22 protein-coding genes are annotated in these 21,594 nt (G+C 49.0%); all 22 read left to right on the top strand.

The window, feature by feature from the left end; translation table 11 throughout:
• The first annotated feature begins 18 nt into the window (after positions 1–18).
• Complete coding sequence (modB, locus tag BLCOC_RS17070) at positions 19–705, top strand: molybdate ABC transporter permease subunit (RefSeq protein WP_115622858.1); 687 nt, start codon at positions 19–21, stop codon at positions 703–705.
• Positions 702–1,760, top strand: coding sequence for a sulfate/molybdate ABC transporter ATP-binding protein (locus BLCOC_RS17065; RefSeq protein WP_115622857.1), 1,059 nt, complete (start codon positions 702–704; stop codon positions 1,758–1,760). Before modB ends, BLCOC_RS17065 begins: the two co-directional genes overlap by 4 nt.
• Before the next feature lie 231 nt (positions 1,761–1,991).
• Positions 1,992–2,486, top strand: a complete 495-nt coding sequence (locus BLCOC_RS17060; RefSeq protein WP_115622856.1) for an Lrp/AsnC family transcriptional regulator — start codon at positions 1,992–1,994, stop codon at positions 2,484–2,486.
• Positions 2,483–3,652, top strand: a complete 1,170-nt coding sequence (locus BLCOC_RS17055; RefSeq protein ID WP_115622855.1) for a pyridoxal phosphate-dependent aminotransferase — start codon at positions 2,483–2,485, stop codon at positions 3,650–3,652. The genes BLCOC_RS17060 and BLCOC_RS17055 overlap by 4 nt, the downstream gene beginning before the upstream one ends.
• 146 nt (positions 3,653–3,798) lie before the next feature.
• Complete coding sequence (locus tag BLCOC_RS17050) at positions 3,799–5,121, top strand: aspartate kinase (protein ID WP_029468649.1); 1,323 nt, start codon at positions 3,799–3,801, stop codon at positions 5,119–5,121.
• A 22-nt stretch (positions 5,122–5,143) separates the two neighbouring features.
• Positions 5,144–6,085 carry a 2-hydroxyacid dehydrogenase gene (locus BLCOC_RS17045; protein ID WP_018597438.1) on the top strand — a complete coding sequence of 314 codons (942 nt, stop codon included), beginning with the start codon at positions 5,144–5,146 and terminating at the stop codon, positions 6,083–6,085.
• Between the two features lie 23 nt (positions 6,086–6,108).
• Positions 6,109–6,585, top strand: a complete 477-nt coding sequence (locus tag BLCOC_RS17040; RefSeq protein ID WP_115622854.1) for a hypothetical protein — start codon at positions 6,109–6,111, stop codon at positions 6,583–6,585.
• A 15-nt stretch (positions 6,586–6,600) separates the two neighbouring features.
• Positions 6,601–7,014: an acyl-CoA thioesterase gene (locus BLCOC_RS17035; protein ID WP_115622853.1), complete on the top strand. Its 414-nt coding sequence runs from the start codon at positions 6,601–6,603 to the stop codon at positions 7,012–7,014.
• 116 nt (positions 7,015–7,130) lie between these two features.
• On the top strand, positions 7,131–7,505 hold the full coding sequence (locus BLCOC_RS17030) for a GntR family transcriptional regulator (protein WP_018597441.1): 375 nt from the start codon (positions 7,131–7,133) through the stop codon (positions 7,503–7,505).
• Complete coding sequence (locus BLCOC_RS17025; protein ID WP_115622852.1) at positions 7,498–8,400, top strand: ABC transporter ATP-binding protein; 903 nt, start codon at positions 7,498–7,500, stop codon at positions 8,398–8,400. The genes BLCOC_RS17030 and BLCOC_RS17025 overlap by 8 nt, the downstream gene beginning before the upstream one ends.
• Entirely contained in the window at positions 8,375–10,507 is a 2,133-nt protein-coding gene (locus BLCOC_RS17020) for a DUF6449 domain-containing protein (RefSeq protein WP_115622851.1), read from the top strand. The genes BLCOC_RS17025 and BLCOC_RS17020 overlap by 26 nt, the downstream gene beginning before the upstream one ends.
• 152 nt (positions 10,508–10,659) lie before the next feature.
• Positions 10,660–11,571: an ArsR/SmtB family transcription factor gene (locus BLCOC_RS17015; RefSeq protein WP_018597444.1), complete on the top strand. Its 912-nt coding sequence runs from the start codon at positions 10,660–10,662 to the stop codon at positions 11,569–11,571.
• Between the two features lie 117 nt (positions 11,572–11,688).
• A complete protein-coding gene (locus BLCOC_RS17010; protein ID WP_018597445.1) occupies positions 11,689–12,858 on the top strand; it encodes a galactokinase in 1,170 nt (389 codons plus the stop codon).
• A gap of 17 nt (positions 12,859–12,875) precedes the next feature.
• Complete coding sequence (gene galT / locus BLCOC_RS17005; RefSeq protein WP_115622850.1) at positions 12,876–14,366, top strand: UDP-glucose--hexose-1-phosphate uridylyltransferase; 1,491 nt, start codon at positions 12,876–12,878, stop codon at positions 14,364–14,366.
• 111 nt (positions 14,367–14,477) lie between these two features.
• Positions 14,478–14,948: an acyl-CoA thioesterase gene (locus BLCOC_RS17000; RefSeq protein WP_018597447.1), complete on the top strand. Its 471-nt coding sequence runs from the start codon at positions 14,478–14,480 to the stop codon at positions 14,946–14,948.
• Between the two features lie 17 nt (positions 14,949–14,965).
• Positions 14,966–17,611, top strand: coding sequence for a DNA polymerase I (polA, locus tag BLCOC_RS16995; RefSeq protein ID WP_115622849.1), 2,646 nt, complete (start codon positions 14,966–14,968; stop codon positions 17,609–17,611).
• A gap of 81 nt (positions 17,612–17,692) precedes the next feature.
• Complete coding sequence (gene coaE, locus BLCOC_RS16990) at positions 17,693–18,295, top strand: dephospho-CoA kinase (RefSeq protein WP_115622848.1); 603 nt, start codon at positions 17,693–17,695, stop codon at positions 18,293–18,295.
• The gene (locus BLCOC_RS16985) at positions 18,282–19,079 is read left to right on the top strand and encodes an MBL fold metallo-hydrolase (RefSeq protein ID WP_115622847.1); all 798 of its coding nucleotides are present in this window, start codon (positions 18,282–18,284) and stop codon (positions 19,077–19,079) included. The genes coaE and BLCOC_RS16985 overlap by 14 nt, the downstream gene beginning before the upstream one ends.
• An 84-nt stretch (positions 19,080–19,163) precedes the next feature.
• Positions 19,164–19,436 (top strand): ACT domain-containing protein, encoded by a 273-nt coding sequence (locus BLCOC_RS16980; RefSeq protein ID WP_018597451.1) that lies wholly within the window; start codon positions 19,164–19,166, stop codon positions 19,434–19,436.
• A gap of 33 nt (positions 19,437–19,469) precedes the next feature.
• On the top strand, positions 19,470–20,834 hold the full coding sequence (locus BLCOC_RS16975; RefSeq protein ID WP_018597452.1) for a PFL family protein: 1,365 nt from the start codon (positions 19,470–19,472) through the stop codon (positions 20,832–20,834).
• Positions 20,835–21,021: 187 nt separating this feature from the next.
• Positions 21,022–21,231 (top strand): FeoA family protein, encoded by a 210-nt coding sequence (locus BLCOC_RS16970; RefSeq protein ID WP_018597453.1) that lies wholly within the window; start codon positions 21,022–21,024, stop codon positions 21,229–21,231.
• 80 nt (positions 21,232–21,311) lie between these two features.
• Entirely contained in the window at positions 21,312–21,533 is a 222-nt protein-coding gene (locus BLCOC_RS16965) for a FeoA family protein (protein ID WP_018597454.1), read from the top strand.
• Positions 21,534–21,594: the final 61 nt, after the last annotated feature.

Genomic DNA, 21,594 nt, shown 5'->3' with positions numbered 1-21,594 from the left:
ACAGGGGGATAGGCAGATATGGATTACTCACCGATATGGATATCAGTTAAGACGGCAGCACTTACGATTGTCATCGTTTTCTTCATTGGCTTGGCGGCAGCCAAGCTGGTGGCGGGGCTCAAAAACGAGAAGGCAAAGATGGTGCTGGACGGTATTTTCACCCTGCCTTTGGTTCTCCCACCGACTGTGGCCGGATTCTTCCTCCTATATTTATTTGGGATCCGGCGCCCCATCGGGGCTTTTTTTGTTGAGTATTTCGGAGTCAAGATCGCATTTTCCTGGGGGGCAACCGTGCTGGCGGCAGTGGTGATCGCATTTCCGCTCATGTACCGTTCTGCCAGGGGCGCCCTGGAACAGGTAGATGAGAATCTGATATTTGCAGCCAGGACCCTGGGATTTTCCGAGTGGAGGATTTTCTGGAAGATCATGTTTCCCGCAGCGCTGCCGGGAATCGCAGGCGGCGGCATTCTGGCATTTGCCAGAGGACTGGGTGAGTTCGGGGCCACGGCTATGATCGCTGGAAATATTGCCGGCAAGACGCGGACACTGCCTCTGGCTGTCTATTCCGCAGTGGCGGCAGGGGATATGGAGACTGCTAACAAATATGTGGCCATCATTCTGCTGGTCTCTTTTTTGGTGGTGGTCCTTATGAATTATTTTACGGCAAAAGAGAGAACATACGGAAAGCGGGGAAAGAAAGCATGAGTCTGCAGGTGGATATCAAAAAAAGCTGGAAGGGTTTCTCCCTGCAGGTACGGTTTGAGACAGGGGAAGGACTTCTGGGTATACTGGGGGCTTCCGGCTGCGGTAAGAGTATGACCTTAAAGTGCATTGCGGGGATTGTGACACCTGATGAGGGGAGAATTTTATTAAACGGCAGGACGCTTTTTGACTCGGAGAAAAAAATAAATCTGAAGCCAAGAGACAGGAAAGTGGGATATCTTTTTCAGGATTACGCCCTCTTTCCCAATATGACGGTGAGGCAGAATATAAGCTGTGCTGTCAGGGGAAAGGAAAAGGAGAAACTGGCACAGGAGCAGATACATAACTTCCAGTTGGAGGGATTGGAGGACCAGTATCCACATCAGCTTTCCGGCGGACAGAAGCAGAGGACTGCCCTGGCCCGTATGATGGCCAATGAGCCGGAAGCCCTTCTTCTGGATGAACCGTTCTCTGCCCTGGACTATTATCTGAAGGAACAGCTTCAGGTGCAGATGCTGGATTTTTTGAAGGGATGCAGGAAAGATATGATACTTGTCACCCACAACAGGGACGAAGTGTACCGCCTGTGCGGGAATTTGATGATCATGGACAGTGGGGAGAAGATCAGTATGGGACCCACAAAAGAAATCTTTCGCTATCCCGGCTGTGTGGCTGCCGCGCGGCTGACAGGCTGTAAAAATTTTTCCAGAGCCAGAAAGCTGGATGACACCCATGTTGAGGCCATAGACTGGGGTTTTGTGCTGAGTGCAGAGAAGCTGGTCCCGGATGCCGTTTCTTTTGTGGGGATCCGGGCACATTACTTTACAGCATCCAAAGACGGGAGCCGGGAAAATACCTTTCCCGCGGAACTGGTGGAGACTGTGGAATCACCCTTTGAGATGAATGTGGTCATCCGGAAAAAAGGTATGACGGGGAAAGAGAGAAGCGAACAGATCTGGTGGAAGATGGCAAAAGAAAAGTGGGCAGATATGGAAGGAAGGATTCCAAAATTCCTCCATGTTTCTCCGGAGGATGTACTGCTTCTCACAAACCACTGATCATAGACGGCTGCCCCGGAGGCGCTTTTGCCCGGCAGGAATTCCAACAGGCATGGGGCCAGGGGGTTAAAGATATTTGACAACAGACTGATTACGGCGTAAACTAATAAAAACATTTATGCCGAATCCATACAGACCTGCGCGGCAGAATGTCCGGGCAGGCTTTTTATGTTTTGGTGCACATAAAACAGGCGGAAAATAAGAACGCCTTGTGGGACAGGAGAGGATTATATGGAACAGGATTTGAGAAGACAGGTTTTAAACATTCTGGAAAAAAACAGCAGGCTTTCCGCAGCAGAGATCGCAGTCATGACAGGTACAGATGAGCAGACAGTGGCAGATCTGATCTCCACACTGGAAAAAGAGGGGATCATCTGCGGATATCACACGCTCATCAACTGGGATAAGGAAAATGATGATTCCGTGACAGCCCTCATTGAGCTGAAGGTGACACCCCAGGGAGGCGACGGATACAACAAGATCGCAGAGCAGATATACCAGTATCCCCAGGTGGAGACACTGTATCTCATGTCAGGCGCCTATGATTTTCTGGTGCTGCTGAGGGGAAAGAGCATTAAGGACATTTCACTTTTCGTCTCAGAAAATCTGGCATCTATTGAGGAGGTGCAGAGTACAGCCACATATTTCACCCTTACAAAATATAAGGAGCAGGGAGTCAACCTTGCAAGGAAAAAACAGGACGGAAGAATGGTGATCACTTTATGAGAGAATTTGTCACAGAAAAAGTAAAACAGATCAAGCCATCCGGTATCCGGAAGTTTTTCGACATTGTCAGTGAAATGCCGGATGCCATCTCTTTGGGGGTGGGAGAACCGGATTTTGACACGCCCTGGCATATCCGTGAGGAGGGAATCCGTTCCCTGAAGGCCGGGAGAACATTTTATACCTCCAATGCAGGATTGATGCCTCTAAGACAGGAGATCAGCCGATACATAAAAGACAGACTACAGCTTGACTATGATCCTGAATCAGAGGTCATGGTCACAGTGGGGGGAAGCGAAGCCATTGACATTGCCTTCCGTACAGTTCTGGAACCTGGGGATGAGGTGGTCATCCCGGAACCTGCCTTCGTGTCCTATGTGCCCTGTGTGCAGCTTGCAGGGGGTGTGCCGGTGACTATTCCCTTAAAGGCTGAGAATGAATTCCGTCTGAAGCCATGGGAACTGGAAGCCGCCATAACACCTAAGACAAAGGCGCTGCTTTTATCCTATCCGAACAATCCTACCGGTGCTATTATGACAAGGGAGGACCTGCAGGCACTTCTGGACATCATTGAAAAGCACGATCTTCTGGTGATCTCCGATGAGATATACAGCGAGCTGACTTATAATTCCAAACATGTGAGCATTGCGTCCCTTCCGGGAATGCAGAGAAGATGCGTGGTCATCAACGGATTTTCAAAGTCCTATGCCATGACAGGCTGGAGACTGGGGTATGCCCTGGCGCCCCGGGAGATCATGGAGCAAATGGTGAAGCTTCATCAGTTTGCCATCATGTCGTCCCCAACCACAAGCCAGTATGCTGCCATAAGCGCCTTGAAAAACGGGAATTCCGACGTGATGGAAATGCGTCTTGCCTATGATCAGAGAAGGCGTTTCCTCCTTCACGAGATGGAAAGGCTGGGGATTCCATGCTTTGAGCCAAGAGGGGCTTTTTACATATTTCCAGATATTACAAAATTCGGCATGAGTTCTGAGGAATTTGCCACAGAGCTTCTCAGGGAGGAGAAGGTGGCAGTGGTTCCGGGCAGCGCCTTCGGTGAGTGTGGAGAGGGATTCATTCGGATATCCTACGCTTATTCCATAGAAGAACTGAAGGCCGCCCTGGCCCGGATCGAGGCTTTTTTGAAAAAAATACGTCAAAATAAGTAGAAAATACTGGACAATTGGCGGATCAGATTATATTATAAGTTTTATACTTTAACCTGCAAAAGAGGCCGTGGGCCGGCCTCTTGGTCATTCTGTTCCGGTACATAAGACCAGAATGCGGATTGGAGAATAAGGAGGATATGAAAGTAATGAGAAAAGTAGTAAAATTCGGCGGCAGCTCCCTTGCCAGCGCAGAACAGTTTCGGAAAGTCGGCGATATCATCCGCGCTGACGAGAGCAGAAGATATGTGGTGCCCTCTGCACCGGGAAAGCGTTTTTCCGCAGACACGAAAGTCACCGATTTATTATATCAGTGCTACCAGGCGGCAGAGAAGGGCGGAGCGGAGTTTAACGCTGTTCTTTCCGAGATCAAGAGCCGTTATCAGGAGATCATAGACGGCCTGGAGCTTTCCATTTCCCTGGAAGAGGATTTCGGCATTATAGAAGAAAATTTTAAAAAACAGATCGGGGAGGAGTACGCAGCCTCCCGGGGTGAGTTCTTAAACGGCAAGGTTATGGCGGATTACCTGGGCTTTGAGTTTGTGGACGCTGCCCGTATCATCCGTTTTGACGGGGAGGGGCAGTTTGACGCGGAGATGACCAACCGGCTTACCAGAGAGTGCCTGAAAAATATGGAGTATGTGGTAGTACCCGGCTTTTACGGCGCCATGGAGGACGGTACGGTTAAGACCTTCTCAAGAGGCGGTTCCGATATCACAGGATCTATCGTCTCCGGCGCGCTGGATGTGGACTTATACGAGAACTGGACAGATGTATCAGGCTTTCTGGTGACAGACCCCAGGATCATCAAGGAACCAAAAGTTATTGACACCATTACTTATCGTGAGCTGCGTGAGCTGTCCTATATGGGGGCCACAGTGCTCCACGAGGAAGCAATCTTCCCAGTAAGAAAAGCGGGGATCCCCATCAATATCAGGAACACCAACGCGCCTGATGACGCGGGAACCATGATCGTGGAGGATACCTGCAAAAAACCAGCCTATACCATCACCGGTATTGCGGGCAAAAAAGGGTTCTGTTCCCTCTTTATTGAAAAATCTCTGATGAACTCAGAGATCGGCTTCGGCAGAAAGGTGCTGCAGGTTCTGGAGGAGCAGGGTATCTCTTTTGAACACGTGCCCTCAGGCATTGACACCATGACGGTATTTATCCATCAGGATGAGTTTGCGGAGAAGGAACAGCAGGTGATCGCAGGGATTCACCGCATGGTAAACCCTGATTATATGGAGCTGGAATCAGATTTGGCACTGATCGCAGTGGTTGGCCGCGGCATGCGTTCCAACAGAGGAACCGCAGCCAGGATCTTCGCAGCACTTGCCCATGCCAACATCAATGTCAAGATGATCGACCAGGGCTCCAGTGAGCTGAATGTCATCATCGGCGTGAAGAACGAAGATTTTGAAGGGGCAGTCAAAGCCATCTACGACATTTTCGTGACAACACAGCTTTAAGAAAAGAGGATATAAAAACAGCATGAAACTGGTTATCATAGAGCCGCTTGGGGTGGAAAAGGAAAAACTTCTGGCAATAGCCCGGGAATATGTATCTGCCCAGGTGGAAATTATATATTATGACACAAAAGTCACGGACACAGCATCCCTCATTGAGAGGGGAAAAGATGCGGATATCATTGTTGTATCTAATCTTCCCATGAATGGGGAGGTGATCCGCGGATGTGAAAAGCTAAAGCTTCTCTCTGTGGCATTTACCGGCGTGGACCATATTGATCTGCAGGCGTGCAGGAAAAAGGGTACTGTGGTGTGCAACTGCGCCGGATATTCCACGGCTGCGGTTGCAGATCTGGTGTTTGGCATGCTGATCGCCCTGTACAGGAATCTGATCCCCTGTAATGAGGTGGTGAGACATGAGGGAACCAAGGACGGCCTTGTGGGTATGGAGCTGGAAGGGAAAAAATTCGGAGTGATAGGCACCGGAGCCATCGGTATGCGCACAGCAAGGATCGCCCAGGCTTTTGGCTGTGAAGTCTTAGCCTGGAGCAGAACCAAAAAAGATATGCCGCAGGTGGCCTATATGCCGCTGGAGGAGCTGCTGGCAGCCTGTGATATCATCTCTCTCCATGTGCCGCTGACAGAGGAGACACGCGGGCTCATCGGAGAGAAGGAACTGGCTCTTATGAAGGAGAGCGCAGTGCTCATCAATACAGCTAGAGGCCCGGTGGTGGACAGTAATGCCCTTGCAGAGGCACTTCAGTCAGGAAAGATCGCGGGTGCCGCTGTGGATGTGTTCGAGACAGAGCCCCCTGTTGCGTCCGACCATCCGCTTTTGCAGGCTAAGAATCTGATCGCCACTCCTCATGTGGCGTTTGCCACAAAAGAGGCGATGGTGAAACGCGCGCATACGGTCTTTGAAAACGTAAAAGCCTGGGAGACGGGAAAAGCGCAGAATGTAATATAGAGCTGACAGCAGGAGGAAGCAAAATGAACAAATATATGAATATGAACAACAAAAACATGAGCAGAAAAAACGGAACCCTGAAGTGGGTGGGGCTTGTGGAGCTGATCATGGGTGCTTTGAACTTGTCAAACGGTCTGTTGTCCATGTATGTCCTGTTCTCACAGGGCCAGGCAGTGCTGGATGAGATACAGAAGAATAATAATATTACAGTGACCATGTCGGAGATGACCATTTCTGTTTTGGTGACAGTGGTGCTGGGAGCCGCTATGCTGGCTGCAGGTCTGATCGCCATGATGTTTAACGGCATCAAAGGAAAAGAGAAGCTGCCGTTTGTCATGGGAATCATTCTTTTGGTATGCATCCTGGCATCCAATATCATCAATATTGTCATGCTGAGAAGCACTTTCAGTCTCTCCTTTATCCTGTGGGTAGTGATCCACGGCCTGTATCTGTATGGCGCTTACCGTAACAAGCAGAATATAGAGACTGAGAATCTGTAGAAGAGAGTGGATAAAATGGAAGTTTACAGACATAAGACCCAGTATTATGAGACGGACCAGATGGGCATTATCCATCACTCCAACTACATCCGCTGGTTTGAAGAGGCCAGGACAGACTTTCTTGAGAAGCTGGGGATGGGATATGACAAGATGGAGGCAGAGGGGATCATAAGCCCTGTGCTCTCCGCGTCCTGTGAGTACAGGACCATGACCCATTTCGGGGAGACTGTGGCTGTTGCCGTTGCCCTCACAAAGTATAACGGCGTCAGGCTGGAACTGGAATACACGGTCACCAATGCCGACAGCGGGGAAGTGCGGGCAGTGGGAACCTCAGAGCATTGTTTTTTGGACAGGGAGGGCAATATCCTTTTTCTGAAGCGGAGCAGTCCTGAGTATCATAAAATGCTGGAAGCATATGCGAAAAGATAAAAAAATTTCCGGATCCTCTTGACAGGAGACCGGAATTTTTTTATACTGTAAGTGTACTAAGACACATAGTACACTGGATACACACAAACAGGAACAAGAAGAAAAGAGGAAACTCTATGATTGTGATTGATTACCAGAACCGAAAACCGATTTACGAACAAATTGTAGAGCGTTTTCAGATGCTGATCGTAAGAGGCGTGCTGGAACCGGATTCTCAGATGCCGTCTGTCCGTTCTCTGGCAACGGAGCTGTCCATCAACCCCAATACGATTCAGAAAGCATACACCATTCTGGAGCAGCAGGGATACATTTACCCCGTTAAGGGAAGAGGGAATTTTGTGTCCGGCGGCAGGAATCTTGTGGAACAGAAGAAGGAAAACTTCTTTCAGAAGCTGAGGATCGTTATCAGAGAAGGGATTGAACTCGGTGTAACAAAAGAGGAGTGTGTGGGCCGGACTGCGGCGCTGTACGAGGAGGTTAGCCATGATTAGAGCAGAACATTTGTCAAAAGCCTTTGGGGAGATAAAGGCTGTGGACAACATTGACATTGAGATTCCGGATAACAGCATATTTGGCCTGGCGGGAACAAACGGTGCAGGAAAGAGTACCTTTCTGCGTCTTTTATCCGGTGTTTTGAAACCGGATCAGGGGAGTATTATGATAGACGAAAAGCCTGTCTACGAGCAGGAGGAGATAAAGCGGGAGATTTTCTTTCTGCCTGACAGCGCATATTTCATTCCCAATGCCACAGGACGGTCCATGGCGGACTGGTACGCAGTCTATTATCCCAAATTTGACAGGAAACGGTTTGACGAGCTGGCGAAAAAGCTGGATTTAGATACCGGAAGAAAGATACATACCCTTTCAAAAGGAATGAAGCGTCAGGTATCCATGCTCCTGGGCGTCTGCGCGGGCACAAAGTATCTCTTTTGTGATGAGACCTTTGACGGTCTTGACCCGGTAATGCGGCAGGCAGCCAAAAGTATTCTGGCCTATGAAGTCACAGAGCGGGAGTTTACCCCTGTGATCGCCTCCCATAACTTAAGGGAGCTGGAGGACATCTGTGACCATGTGGGGCTTCTGCACAAGGGCGGTGTTCTTCTGTCAAGGGAAGTGGAGGATATGAAGCTTCACATCCACAAGATCCAGTGTGTGATCCAGAATCCCGTGCTGGAAGAGGAGCTGTTAAGGGAACTGGAAGTGATACAGCACGAGAAACGTCTGTCCCTGATGACTCTGATCGTCAGAGGGGAAAAAGACAGGATCATGGAGATCGTGGAGAGTAAGTTCCCGGTATTTGCGGAAATGATTCCGCTGACCCTGGAAGAAATCTTTATCAGTGAAACGGAGGTAGCGGGATATGACATCAAAGATCTCTTTTACTAAGATGGTGCTGCAGAATGTGAAGGAAAGAGGTGCATGGCTTCTTGTCTCATTTCTGGCAATGCTGATGGCGCTTCCGGTCCAGACTATGATGCGGCTGGACAATGTGGCTGCTTACGGCCTGAAACCAAAGGAGCTGGAAAAGGAAGCAGCCAATGTGTTTTTGAATGTCACTGGATTTGACAACATTTTTCTGCTGCTTTTGGTGGTAGTCTCTGCCTTCTGCCTGGGAATGACCGGTTATATGTACCTGTATTCCAAGGAGAAGACCGATTTTTATCACAGTCTGCCCTTGAAGAGAGAGCGGATGTATTTTGTGCCTTATGTGAGCGGGATACTGATCTTTGTCCTGCCTTATCTTTTGAACCTGCTGCTGGCACTGCTTGCGGGAGCAGTCAAGGGAACGTTTCCCGAGGGCGCGGTTTCCATGGCCTTTGGCGCGTTTTTGAACCATATGGTGTTCTTTCTGGTATTTTATCATGTGGCTATACTGGCTGTGATGCTCACCGGGAATCTGTTCACCGGCGCAATGGCATATGCTGCTTTTCTGAGCTATGGATTTATCATAAAAGAGGTTTTTATAGGAATGGCGGAACGGTTTTTCCAAACCGTGGTGCCTTCCATGCTGCAGGGCGGGTCTGTCAGTATCTTCAGATTATCCTTCCACACAGGCGGATGGACGTTTTCCCCGCTGTATGCCTATTACCGGTCAATTTCGGATGCGGTAGGCATATCGGGCAGAAATATCCCATGGCTGTATATGGGGATTGGAGCCGCATCCGCTATTGTGGTTTTGGCTCTCTGCATTCTGGTATTCCGTCTGCGTCCGTCAGAAAGTTATCACAAGGCAATTGCTTTTAAAAAGCTGGAGCCGTTTATAAAGACGGCAGTGGTATTTCCCTTTTCTGTTTTGTTTGCTCTGGGCATCAGTTCAGGGATCGGAAAACACGTATTCGGTTGGTTTGTGGTGATCCTTGTGTTCACTGCCTGGGTATTATCCACTGCCATGGACTTTTTGTACCGTATGGATATCCGGGAAAGTCTGCGGCCCCGCATCTCAACAGGTGTAGTCCTGGGAATGCTGGCGGTCACCACGATCATTTACCGCTTCGATGTTCTGAAAGCAGATACCTATCTCCCGAAAGAGGACAAGATAGAATCTATGTCTGTCTATATTGAAAAGATGAACGGTCTCTACAGTTATCCGTATGATTCTGCCTATAACAGAGGAAGCAGCCAGATGAAAGCGTATCTGGACAACACCAAATTTGAAAAATTCCAGGATATTTACAGCCTTGCAAAAATGGGTGTGGAGGTCCAGAAGGATAACGACGGTTTCCTGAAACTGAAGGATGAAGAGTCAGTTCTCTATTACTGTGTGAGATATCATTTGAAGTCAGGAAGAGATGTGTACCGGTACTATGAGATCAAGCAGGATGATGCGGCAGTTTCCCTGATGGGAAAGATTTATGACAGTTGGGAATATAAGGAGCAGACTCTTCCTGTGGAATTTATAGATGAGGAGAAGATCACAGAGATTTCTCTTAAAGATATCCACACTACCAATAAACAGGTTACAACCTCAGAAGAAATGATGAGGAAAATATTCAAGACCTACAAAAATGAATGGGAGAGCCTGAGCTTTGAGGAGAGTACAAGCCAGCAGGTTGTGGGATTTTTGTATGTGGACAGTCTTACGGGGGATAAGAACCTGAAAGATTCGGATTCCTCTGTGGACTATGGAAGTGTACAGACACAGTCACTCCCTCTGTATGAAGGATTTGTGAACACCAGAAAGCTTTTGGAGGAGGCAGGATGCCCTGTCTATACTGCAGAAGATGTGGACAAGATAGAAAAAGTGGTGCTGACTTCAGCAGATGAGGTTGGAAATGAGGAGGACTTTACCTTCACAGAACCGAAGGATATAAAGGAAATACTGGAAAACTCCATGTTTGACCAGTACAGCAATCCCGCCACGGACAGCTATCCTAATTATTCAAAGAGTGTCCGTATTTACTGGAAGGATGATACAGGTGAGTCAAAAGACAGAGTTTATCTTGGCAAAGACCTGCCCTCCTGTGTAAAAAAGGTACTGAAAACCGAAGATTGACGAACCGTCTGATATAGATAAAAACAGGGGCTGCCGCAGGAATATGCGGCGGCCCTTTGTCGTGGTTGACAAGGCGGGAACAAAGAGGGTAAAATATAAATATCAATGATTCCGGCCCCAGTGATATCCGGCGGAAGGAAGAGGAAAACAACATGAAGAGACAATTATCCTTTGAGAATGAAAAGGAACTGATACTGGTGGGAAAGGCACTCTCCTCGGAGATCCGGATCCGGATCCTGAAGCTTCTGGACGAAAATCCCCTGTGTGTCAATGAGATCGCAGAGATCCTGCAGATCCCGCCCTCCTCAGCAGCTTTAAATGTGCGGGTGCTGGAGGAAGCAGGGCTGATCCGGACTGAACTGAAACCGGGAGTGCGCGGCTCTATGAAGCTCTGTATTCGACAGAACGAGGAACTGGTGATCCATCTGCAGCAGTTGAGAGGCAAAAAGCATGAGGAGATCATCTCCATGCCTGTAGGTAATTATGTGGACTATAAGATCACGCCCACCTGTGGTATGGTCAATGACGAGGAGTATATTGACGGAGAGGACGAGCCAAGGTGTTTTTATGACCCCAGGCGGACCACGGCAAAGCTGGTCTGGTTTTCTTCCGGTTATCTGGAATACCGGTTTCCAAATGCGGGGATCCAGGGGAGCCGGGTGAAGCGTCTGGAAATTTCCGCGGAGCTGTGCTCTGAGACAGCGGATTATGATCTGGACTGTCCCTCAGACATTACGCTTTGGGTCAACGGTGTGGACGCGGGAACCTGGACCTGTCCAAGTGATTTCGGAGGCAGAAGGGGGAAACTCAATCCTGACTGGTGGGAGGATAAGAATTCCCAGTATGGTAATCTGAAAAAATGGGTCATGGACCAGAACGGAACCTATCTGGATGGAGAGAAGGTGAGCAGTGTGCCCGTATCCGGGTATGACCTGGTGGAAGGCCCTTACATTTCCGTGCGTATCGGTATTAAGGAGGACGCGGCCCATATCGGCGGTGTAAATATCTTCGGCAGCAGTTTTGGGGACTTCCCACAGGATATCCTTATGCGGATTGAATATTGAAAAAAATATTTCCTGTGCTATAATAAAAGAACAGGAAAAATGTTTTAAAACAAAATTATTATAACGAATGCCCTGACAGACGGCACTCGTTGTATAGGAACATAGGAGGTAGGGAGGATGAAGCGAAAACTGCAAAACCGGTTTTGCGAGCTGTTTGGCGCTGACGGCGACATCCGTTTCTATTTTTCACCCGGCCGTGTGAACCTGATTGGGGAGCACACAGACTACAATGGAGGACATGTATTGCCATGTGCCCTCACGAATGGTACATATGGAGCGGCAAGGGTCCGGAAGGACCGGAAGCTGCGCCTTTACTCTGAAAATTTCAGCAACGCGGGGGTTTTTGAGACCAGCCTGGATGACCTGGCATATCATGACAGGGCGGGATGGACCAACTACCTGAAGGGGGTCATCTGGACATTCTGCACCAAGGGCTATCCTGTGGAGAAGGGTCTTGACTTGGTGATCGGGGGCAATATCCCCAATGGCTCAGGGCTTTCCTCCTCCGCCTCCATAGAGCTTCTTATGGCTATGGTTTTAAAAGATTTGTATGGCTTTTCTGATCTGACAAAAACAGATATGGCACTCTTTGGACAGTATGCGGAGAACAAGTTCTGCGGTATGAACTGCGGGATCATGGACCAGTTTACTGTTGCAATGGGGAAGAAAGGCCATGCCATTTTCCTGGATACCAGCAATCTGAATTATGAATATGTGCCCGTCAAACTGGGGAATGCGTCCCTTATCATTTCTGTCAGCAATAAGAAAAGAAGGCTGACGGATTCCAAGTATAATGAGAGGCGAAGGGAATGCGAGGCAGCGCTCAAAGAGCTTCAGTCAGCAGTAAATATCCGTTCTCTGGGAGAGTTGACGGGGGAGGCCTTTGAGGAGGTCAGGGAGATCATCAAAGACCCGGTGCATTTAAAGCGGGCACGTCATGCAGTCTATGAGAATCAGCGGACCATACAGGCGGAAAAAGCGCTCAAAGAGCGTGACCTGAAGCTGTTCGGCAGGCTTATGAATGAGTCACACATCTCGCTGAGAGATGACTACGAAGTTACAGGAAGGGAACTGGACACTCTGGCAGAAGCAGCCTGGAACCAGCCCGGTGTACTGGGATCCCGTATGACAGGGGCAGGCTTTGGCGGCTGCACGGTCAGTATTGTGGAGAATGGCTTTGTAGACGCGTTTATACGGAATGTTGGCTCTTTTTATAAGAAAAAAATCGGTTACAGTGCGGATTTTTACAAGGTGGAGATCGGTGCGGGTGCCGGAAGAATCGGATAACAGGAAGGGGAAATACTATGTTGAACAACAGTATTAAAAAACTTGTGCAGTACGGATTGGAGACAGGCCTGGTGCCTGCGTGTGAGAGAAATTATACCATCAACCTGCTTCTGGACCTGTTCCGTCAGGACGACTACGAGGAGCCTGAGGAGGAGTACAGAGATGTGGATCTGGAGGAAACCCTGGACGAGCTGCTTTGCGAGGCTGTAAAACGCGGCCTGATCGAGGACAGCATCGGTTACCGCGATTTGTTTGACACAAAGATCATGAACTGTCTCATGCCGCGTCCGGCACAGGTGCAGGATAAATTCTGGAAGGAATATGAGAAATCCCCGGAGACAGCTACAGATTTCTTCTACAAGCTGAGCCAGGACAGCGATTATATCCGCCGCTACCGTATTAAAAAGGATAGAAAATGGACAGTGGACAGCCCTTACGGCACCATTGACATCACTATCAATCTTTCAAAACCGGAAAAAGACCCAAAAGCCATTGCAGCGGCTAAAAACGCAAAACAGAGCAGCTATCCCAAATGCCTTCTCTGCATGGAGAACGAGGGATACGCAGGCCGCCTGAACCATCCGGCCAGAGAAAACCACAGGATCATACCGATCACCATCAATGAGAGTGGGTGGGGATTCCAGTATTCCCCTTATGTATATTACAATGAACACTGCATCGTGTTTAACGGACAGCATGTCCCTATGAAAATCGAGAGGAACGCTTTTGTAAAGCTCTTTGACTTTGTAAAACTGTTTCCTCACTATTTCCTGGGGTCCAATGCGGATCTGCCTATAGTGGGCGGCTCTATCTTAAGCCATGATCACTTCCAGGGCGGACATTATACCTTTGCCATGGCGAAAGCACCCATGGAGGAGAGTGTTGTCATACCCGGGTATGAGGACGTGGAGGCAGGCATTGTACACTGGCCCCTGTCTGTGCTTCGTATCCGTCATAAGGACGAGAAGCGCCTCATAGATCTGGCAGCGCATGTACTTGAGAACTGGAGAGGCTATACAGACGAGGAGGCCTTCATCTTTGCTGAGACGGACGGGGAGCCTCACAATACCATCACCCCCATTGCCAGAAAAGTGGGAGATACCTTTGAACTGGATCTGACACTCAGAAACAATATCACCACAGAGGAGCACCCCCTGGGTGTCTATCATCCTCATGCGGAGTACCATCATATCAAAAAAGAGAACATCGGTCTCATTGAGGTTATGGGGCTGGCGGTACTTCCCGCAAGGCTGAAAGACGAGCTGGAACTGCTGGCATCCTACATTCTGGAGGGCAGAGATCCGGCAGAAAATGAGATGCTGGAAAAGCATGCCGACTGGGTAAAAGAATTCCTGCCAAAATACGGGGATATCAATGAGAACAATGTGATGGATATTCTCCAGGAGGAGGTAGGACAGGTCTTTGTCAAGGTGCTGGAGGATGCAGGCGTGTACAAATGCACTCCTGAGGGAAGGGCTGCGTTCAAAAAATTCCTTGCTACATTATAGATTATTGGTTATAATAAGATACAAAAAAGACAGGTCGAGCGCCTGTCTTTTTTGTTAAAGATATGCTATACTAAACTATATTGCTGACAGAAGAGAGTGTGAATACAGAATATGAAGGAAAAAAGAGTGGCAGATTCCCAGACGGAGCAGACGTATCTCATGCGTCCCAAGTATCTGAATGGCTACGGCAAGCTTTTCGGCGGGCAGCTCATGGGCTGGATCGACGAGATCGCCAGTATTGTAGCCATGCGGCACAGCGAATCTGAGATCACGACTGCTGCCATAGATAATTTGAATTTTAAGGAGAGTGCCTCTGTGGACGATGTGATCGTCCTGAGAGGAAAGATCACCCATGTGGGGCGTACTTCCATGGAAGTACGGGTGGATACCTATGTGGAGAGCCGCCAGGGGACCAGAAAAATCATTAACCGGGCCTATGTAGTCATGGTGGCAGTAGATGACTGCCAGCATCCCATACCGGTGCCGGGACTTCTGGTAGAGACTGAGGCGGAGAGAGCCGAATGGGAGGGCGGAGAGAAGCGCTATGCCCTCCGCAAACAGCGGCGGATAGAAGGATATTGACCAAGAAGGAGATTAAAATGAGCGAAAAAATCCTGCTGATAGACGGACATAGTATACTGAACAGAGCTTATTACGGCCTGCCTGAACTTACCAACGCAGAGGGGCTTCACACCAATGCCATATATGGTTTTTTAAACATTCTGTTTAAGACCATAGAGGAGGAGAAACCGGATTATCTGACGGTGGCTTTTGATCTGCACGCGCCTACTTTCAGGCATGAGATGTACGATGCTTACAAAGGCACCAGAAAGCCAATGCCCCAGGAGTTAAGGGAGCAGGTACCGGTGATGAAGGACGTGCTGGCCGCCATGGGTGTCTGCATGATCTCCATGGAGGGGTATGAGGCAGATGACCTCCTTGGAACCCTTGCAAAGAAAAGTGAGGCAAAGGGCATGGAAGTGACCGTCCTCTCCGGGGACAGGGATCTTCTGCAGCTTGCCAGCAGCCATATCTGCATCAGGATCCCCAAGACCAGGTTTGGCAAGACCACAGTGGAGGATTATTTCGCAGATGATGTAAAGGAAAAATATCAGTTAAGCCCGGAGCAGATCATTGAGCTGAAAGCACTCATGGGCGATGCGTCTGACAATATCCCGGGGCTTCCGGGAGTGGGAGAGAAGACGGCAACGAAAATCCTGCTGGAATACGGAAGTGTGGAAAATGCCCACGCCCATGCAGAGGACATTAAGCCTAACAAGGCAAAAAATGCTTTTTTGGAGCATTATGATCTGGCTGTTTTAAGTAAAAAGCTGGCTACCATCAACACGGACAGCCCTGTGGAGTACGACTGGGAAAATGCGCGGATCAGGGATTTTTATACCCAGGAAGCCTATGAGTTTTTCAAAGAACTGGAATTCAAAAACTTCCTTTCCCGTTTTGAGGATACCAGTGCCCCGGCAGAGGCTCAGAAAAGCTTTTCCACTGTGACAGAGCTTGATAAAGCAGAGGAAATCTTTGCAAAAGCCAAGAAAAAACCGGAGCTGGGACTTCATATTTTGAAGGAAAACGGGGCGTTTCTGGGACTGGGTCTTGCCTGGCAGGAGGAGGACAGTGTTGTGTCATACTGCTTCCTGCCCCAGGGATTTCTGACGGAGCCTTATCTGCTTGAACAGGCACAGATGCTTTGCCGGGAGGCTGCCATGGTCTCCTCCCTTGATGTAAAGTCCATGCTGCGCCAGATGGATCTGGAGAACCATACAAAGATGTTTGATGCGGGGATCGCAGCGTATCTGTTAAACCCGCTGAAATCTTCCTACACTTACGACGACATTGCCAAGGAGTACCTGGGAGAAATGCTTCCCGCCAAGGAAGATCTGCTGGGAAAACTGAATTATACAAAGGGAATGAAAGAACAGGAGGAACAGGCTGCCTTATCTGTCTGCTACATGGCATATGTGGCCCTGAAAAGCAGGGAACCCCTTAAAAAGGCCCTGGAGGAGACCAAGATGCTGCACCTGTTCACTGATATAGAGATGCCGCTTCTCTTTACCCTCTCCGATATGGAGAAGGAGGGAATCCGTGTAAATGCCCAGGCCTTAAAAGAGTATGGGGACCAGCTCTATGTGAGGATCCAGGAGCTGGAAAAAGAAATCTACAGGGAGGCAGGGGAGGAATTCAATATCAATTCTCCAAAACAGCTTGGAGTCATTTTATTTGAGAAGCTGCAGCTGCCCGGCGGCAAGAAGACAAAGACAGGATATTCCACAGCAGCGGATGTGCTGGAGAAACTGGCACCTGATCATAAGCTGGTGGCCGATATCCTGGAATACAGACAGCTTGCAAAGCTGAAATCCACCTATGCGGACGGTCTTGCAGTCTATATCGGGGAGGATGAGAGAATCCATTCCACCTTTAACCAGACCATCACCGCCACGGGGCGTATCAGCAGCACAGAGCCGAACCTGCAGAATATCCCCATTCGTATGGAACTCGGAAGGTTGATCCGGAAGGTGTTTATCCCAAAAGACGGATATGTGTTTACCGATGCGGATTATTCCCAGATCGAGCTTCGTGTGCTGGCCCATATGTCAGGGGATGAAAAGCTGATCCAGGCCTATCAGGAGGCTCAGGATATCCATCGTATGACTGCGTCCCAGGTATTCCACGTGCCTTTTGATGAGGTGACGGATCTGCAGAGGCGCAATGCCAAGGCTGTCAACTTTGGGATCGTCTATGGGATCAGTTCCTTTGGCCTTTCCCAGGATCTGAGCATCACCAGGAAAGAGGCGGCCCAGTATATAGAAAAATATTTTGAGACATACCCGAAAATCAAAGGATTTCTGGACGGGCTGGTGGCAGAGGCAAAAGAGAAGGGATATGTGACCACCATGTTCGGCAGAAGACGTCCTGTTCCTGAGTTAAAATCCAGCAATTTTATGCAGCGATCCTTCGGCGAGCGTGTAGCCATGAATTCGCCGATCCAGGGGACCGCGGCTGATATTATCAAGATCGCCATGATACGGGTATGGAAAGCGTTGAAAGAACAGAATCTGAGATCACGTCTGCTTCTGCAGGTGCACGATGAACTTCTGGTGGAGACAGCAGAGGAGGAAAAGGAGCAGGTATCCGCGATCCTGGAAAAAGAGATGAAAAATGCCGCCAGTCTGGCTGTATCACTGGAGATTGATATGCATATAGGCAGCAACTGGTACGAGGCAAAATAAATACGCAGATCAGAGCAGACACGGCAGCTCAGATACCTGAACTGTTATAAGGGGAGTACAACGGATAAAGGAGGAATTGTTATGAGAGTCATAGGTGTGACCGGAGGGGTAGGCTCCGGGAAAAGCTTTGTACTAAATTATATTGAAGAGCATTTTGACGCGCGGGTGGTAAAGGCAGATGACGTGGGGCATCTGCTGATGATGCCCGGACAGGCGTGCTATGAGCCGGTTGTCCGGCTTTTTGGAGACTGGATCGTGAATGAGGACGGGTCTCTCAACAGAGAAACCATCGCGCAGATCGTATTTGAAAAGAAGGATATGCTGGAAAAACTGAATAAGATCATTCACCCGGCAGTGAAGAAATATATTGTCAAAGAGATCGAACGCTCCAAAAAAGAGGAGACAGAATTCTTCTTTATTGAGGCAGCTTTATTATTAGAAGATAATTATGATGAAATTTATGATGAAATGTGGTATATTTATTGCGAAAAAGAAGTGCGCATGGAGAGACTTCGCCGGGACAGGGGTTATTCTGAGGAAAAAGCCCAAAGAGTGATGGAAAATCAGATGTCTGAGGATGAGTTTGAAGCCAGGTGTGACTTTTTACTATATAACGACGAAGATGTGGCGCATACCTATCTTCAGATTGAGCGAAGGATGAGAACATATTATGAATCTATGTAGTATTGCCAGCGGAAGCAGCGGTAATTGTATTTATGTGGGCAGCGACAAGGCGGGCATTCTGGTGGATGTGGGGATCAGCGGCAAGAAGATCGAAGAGGGACTCAACACCATTGACCGTACCACTAAGGACTGTGACGGTATCCTGATCACCCATGAGCACTCTGACCACATCAAGGGTTTGGGCGTTATCTCCAGAAAGTATAAGATCCCTATTTACTGTACCCAGGGAACCATGGAGGAGATGCAGCGAATGTCCACTCTCGGCAAGATGCCGGAAGGTCTGTACCGGGTTATACGGGCAGATGAACCCTTTTCCATAGGGGATTTGGACATACATCCCTTTGACATCTCCCACGACGCGGCAGAGCCGGTGGGCTACAGGGTGAACCATGGAGGCAAGTCAGTGGGGATCGCCACGGATCTTGGCAAGTATAATGATTACATAGTGGAACAGCTACAGGGACTGGATGCCCTTTTGCTGGAGGCAAACCACGACGTGAATATGCTGCAGGTGGGAAGTTATCCCTATTACTTAAAACAGAGGATCTTAGGAGAAAGAGGCCATCTGTCCAATGAGTCCGCGGGCAGGCTTTTGTGCCGTCTGCTCCATGACAAGATGAAACAGATCATGCTGGGTCATCTGAGCCGGGAGAACAACTACGAGGCACTGGCTTATGAGACTGTATGCTCAGAGGTGACCATGGGGGAAAATCCATGGTGTTCCTCAGATTTTAAGATTTCCGTGGCGCACAGAGACTGTGCATCGGAGCTGATCTCCGTATAAAAGATTGCCGTAACGGTTCAATATACACTCGGTTACGGTCAAAATTCACCATACAAATAAGAATACATCTGCGAGGAGAAAAAAATGAAGAAGACAATTATCAGTGTAGTAGGACAGGATACCGTAGGGATCATTGCCAGAGTGTGTACATATTTGGCAGAGAACAATATTAACATCCTGGACATTTCCCAGACCATCATTGACGGTTATTTTAACATGATGATGATCACAGACACCAGCAGATCAGAGAAGAAGCTGGACCGGATTTCAGAGGAGTTATCCAAACTGGGTGAGGAGATCGGAGTTATGATCCACGCACAGCATGAGGATATCTTTACGAAAATGCACAGAATCTAAGCTGGAGAACCCGGGAAAGGACAAGAGAAAAATATGATTAACATTTTTGAAGTAAATGAGACCAATAAGATGATAGAGCAGGAAAATCTGGATGTGCGTACTATTACCATGGGTATCAGCCTTCTGGATTGTATTGATTCCGACCTGCAGCAGGTAAACAGAAAAATCTACAATAAGATCACCACCCTGGCAAGGAACCTGGTGGAGACCGGCGATGAGATTTCCGGAGAGTACGGGATCCCTGTTGTGAACAAGAGAATATCCGTAACCCCCATTGCACTGGTAGGCGGTGCGGCCTGCAAAGCGCCGGAGGATTTCGTGACGCTGGCAGAGACTCTGGACCGGGCAGCAAAAGAGGTAGGGGTAAACTTTATCGGCGGTTATTCCGCTCTGGTCTCAAAAGGCATGACAAAGGCGGATGAAATGCTGATCCGTTCCATTCCGGAAGCCCTGGCAGCCACAGAGCGGGTATGCAGTTCTATCAATCTCGGCTCCTCCAAGACAGGCATCAACATGGATGCCGTGAAGCTCATGGGAGAGATCGTACTGGCCACTGCCCAGGCCACAAGGGAGCAGGATTCCCTGGGATGTGCAAAGCTGGTGGTGTTCTGCAACGCCCCGGATGACAATCCTTTTATGGCAGGTGCTTTCCACGGAGTGACAGAGGCAGATGCCATTATCAACGTAGGTGTATCAGGACCGGGTGTAGTGAAGACGGCTCTGGAAAAAGTGCGCGGAAAAGATTTTGAGGTTTTGTGTGAGACCATCAAGAAGACAGCCTTCAAAGTGACACGTGTAGGCCAGCTGGTAGCCCAGGAGGCGTCAAAGCGTCTCGGAATCCCCTTTGGCATTGTGGATCTGTCCCTGGCACCTACGCCGGCCATCGGAGACAGTGTGGCGGATATTCTCCATGAGATCGGTGTGGAATATGCAGGCGCGCCCGGTACAACAGCAGCCCTTGCGCTTCTCAACGACCAGGTGAAGAAGGGCGGCGTTATGGCCTCCTCCTATGTGGGCGGCTTAAGCGGTGCGTTCATTCCGGTCAGCGAGGACCAGGGTATGATCGATGCGGTTAATGCCAATGCCCTGACCATAGAGAAGCTGGAAGCCATGACCTGCGTCTGCTCTGTGGGCCTGGACATGATCGCCATACCGGGTGACACCAAAGCAAGCACGATCTCCGGCATTATTGCAGATGAATGCGCCATCGGTATGGTGAACCAGAAGACAACGGCTGTTCGTCTGATCCCCGTTATCGGAAAAGGTGTGGGGGAGACTGTGGAATTCGGAGGGCTTTTGGGCTATGCGCCGATCATGCCTGTGAACCAATACTCCTGTGAAGCATTTGTAAACAGAGGCGGAAGAATACCAGCTCCTATCCACAGCTTTAAGAATTAAAAACAGAGTGATAATACAGGGACCGGGTTCCGTTGATGGACCGAGGTCCCTGTATTTTTTTAACTCATGGAAATTTTCACCAGAAAAAGTGAAAAAGTTGTTGACAAATTATGTTAGCGTGTGCTAACTTATAAGCAGTTAGAAAAACCTAACTTCGATGACGATGGATAATGAAGGAGTGATGAATATGCCTTTGACTATGGCTTCAACAGGAGAGACAAAGCAGATCAAAAAAGTAGGCGGCAGAGAAGAGATAAGACGTCACCTGGAGAATCTGGGCTTTGTGACAGGTACTGACGTGACCGTTGTTTCCCAGTTAGGCGGAAACGTGATCGTCAGCGTGAAGGATTCCAGGATCGCCATCAGCAGTGAGATGGCCAACCGGATCATGGTTTGACACAGGTTCCGGTTCTGAGATAGATTTGGGCCGCGCCTGATCAAAGGCGGGGTTGTATAGGAAGAGGAGGATATGCAGACATGGAGACACTGCGGAATGTAAAATGCGGACAGAGCGTCAAAGTGGTTAAACTACACGGAGAAGGCGCTGTGAAACGCCGCATCATGGATATGGGGATCACAAAGGGAACGGATGTCTATGTGAGAAAAGTAGCGCCCTTTGGTGACCCAGTAGAGGTTACGGTGAGAGGCTATGAGCTTTCCCTTCGGAAGGCAGACGCGGAGATGATCGAGATTCAGTAGATATGCTGCTGGCTTAAGAGCTGCGGCATTTTTTCAGGGCTTATGGTTAGAATACTCTAAC

The organism is Blautia coccoides, assembly GCF_034355335.1.
Lineage (GTDB): Bacteria > Bacillota > Clostridia > Lachnospirales > Lachnospiraceae > Blautia > Blautia producta.
The sequence above is the reverse complement of the archived record's forward strand: the minus strand, read 5'-3'. Positions and strand labels throughout refer to the sequence as shown.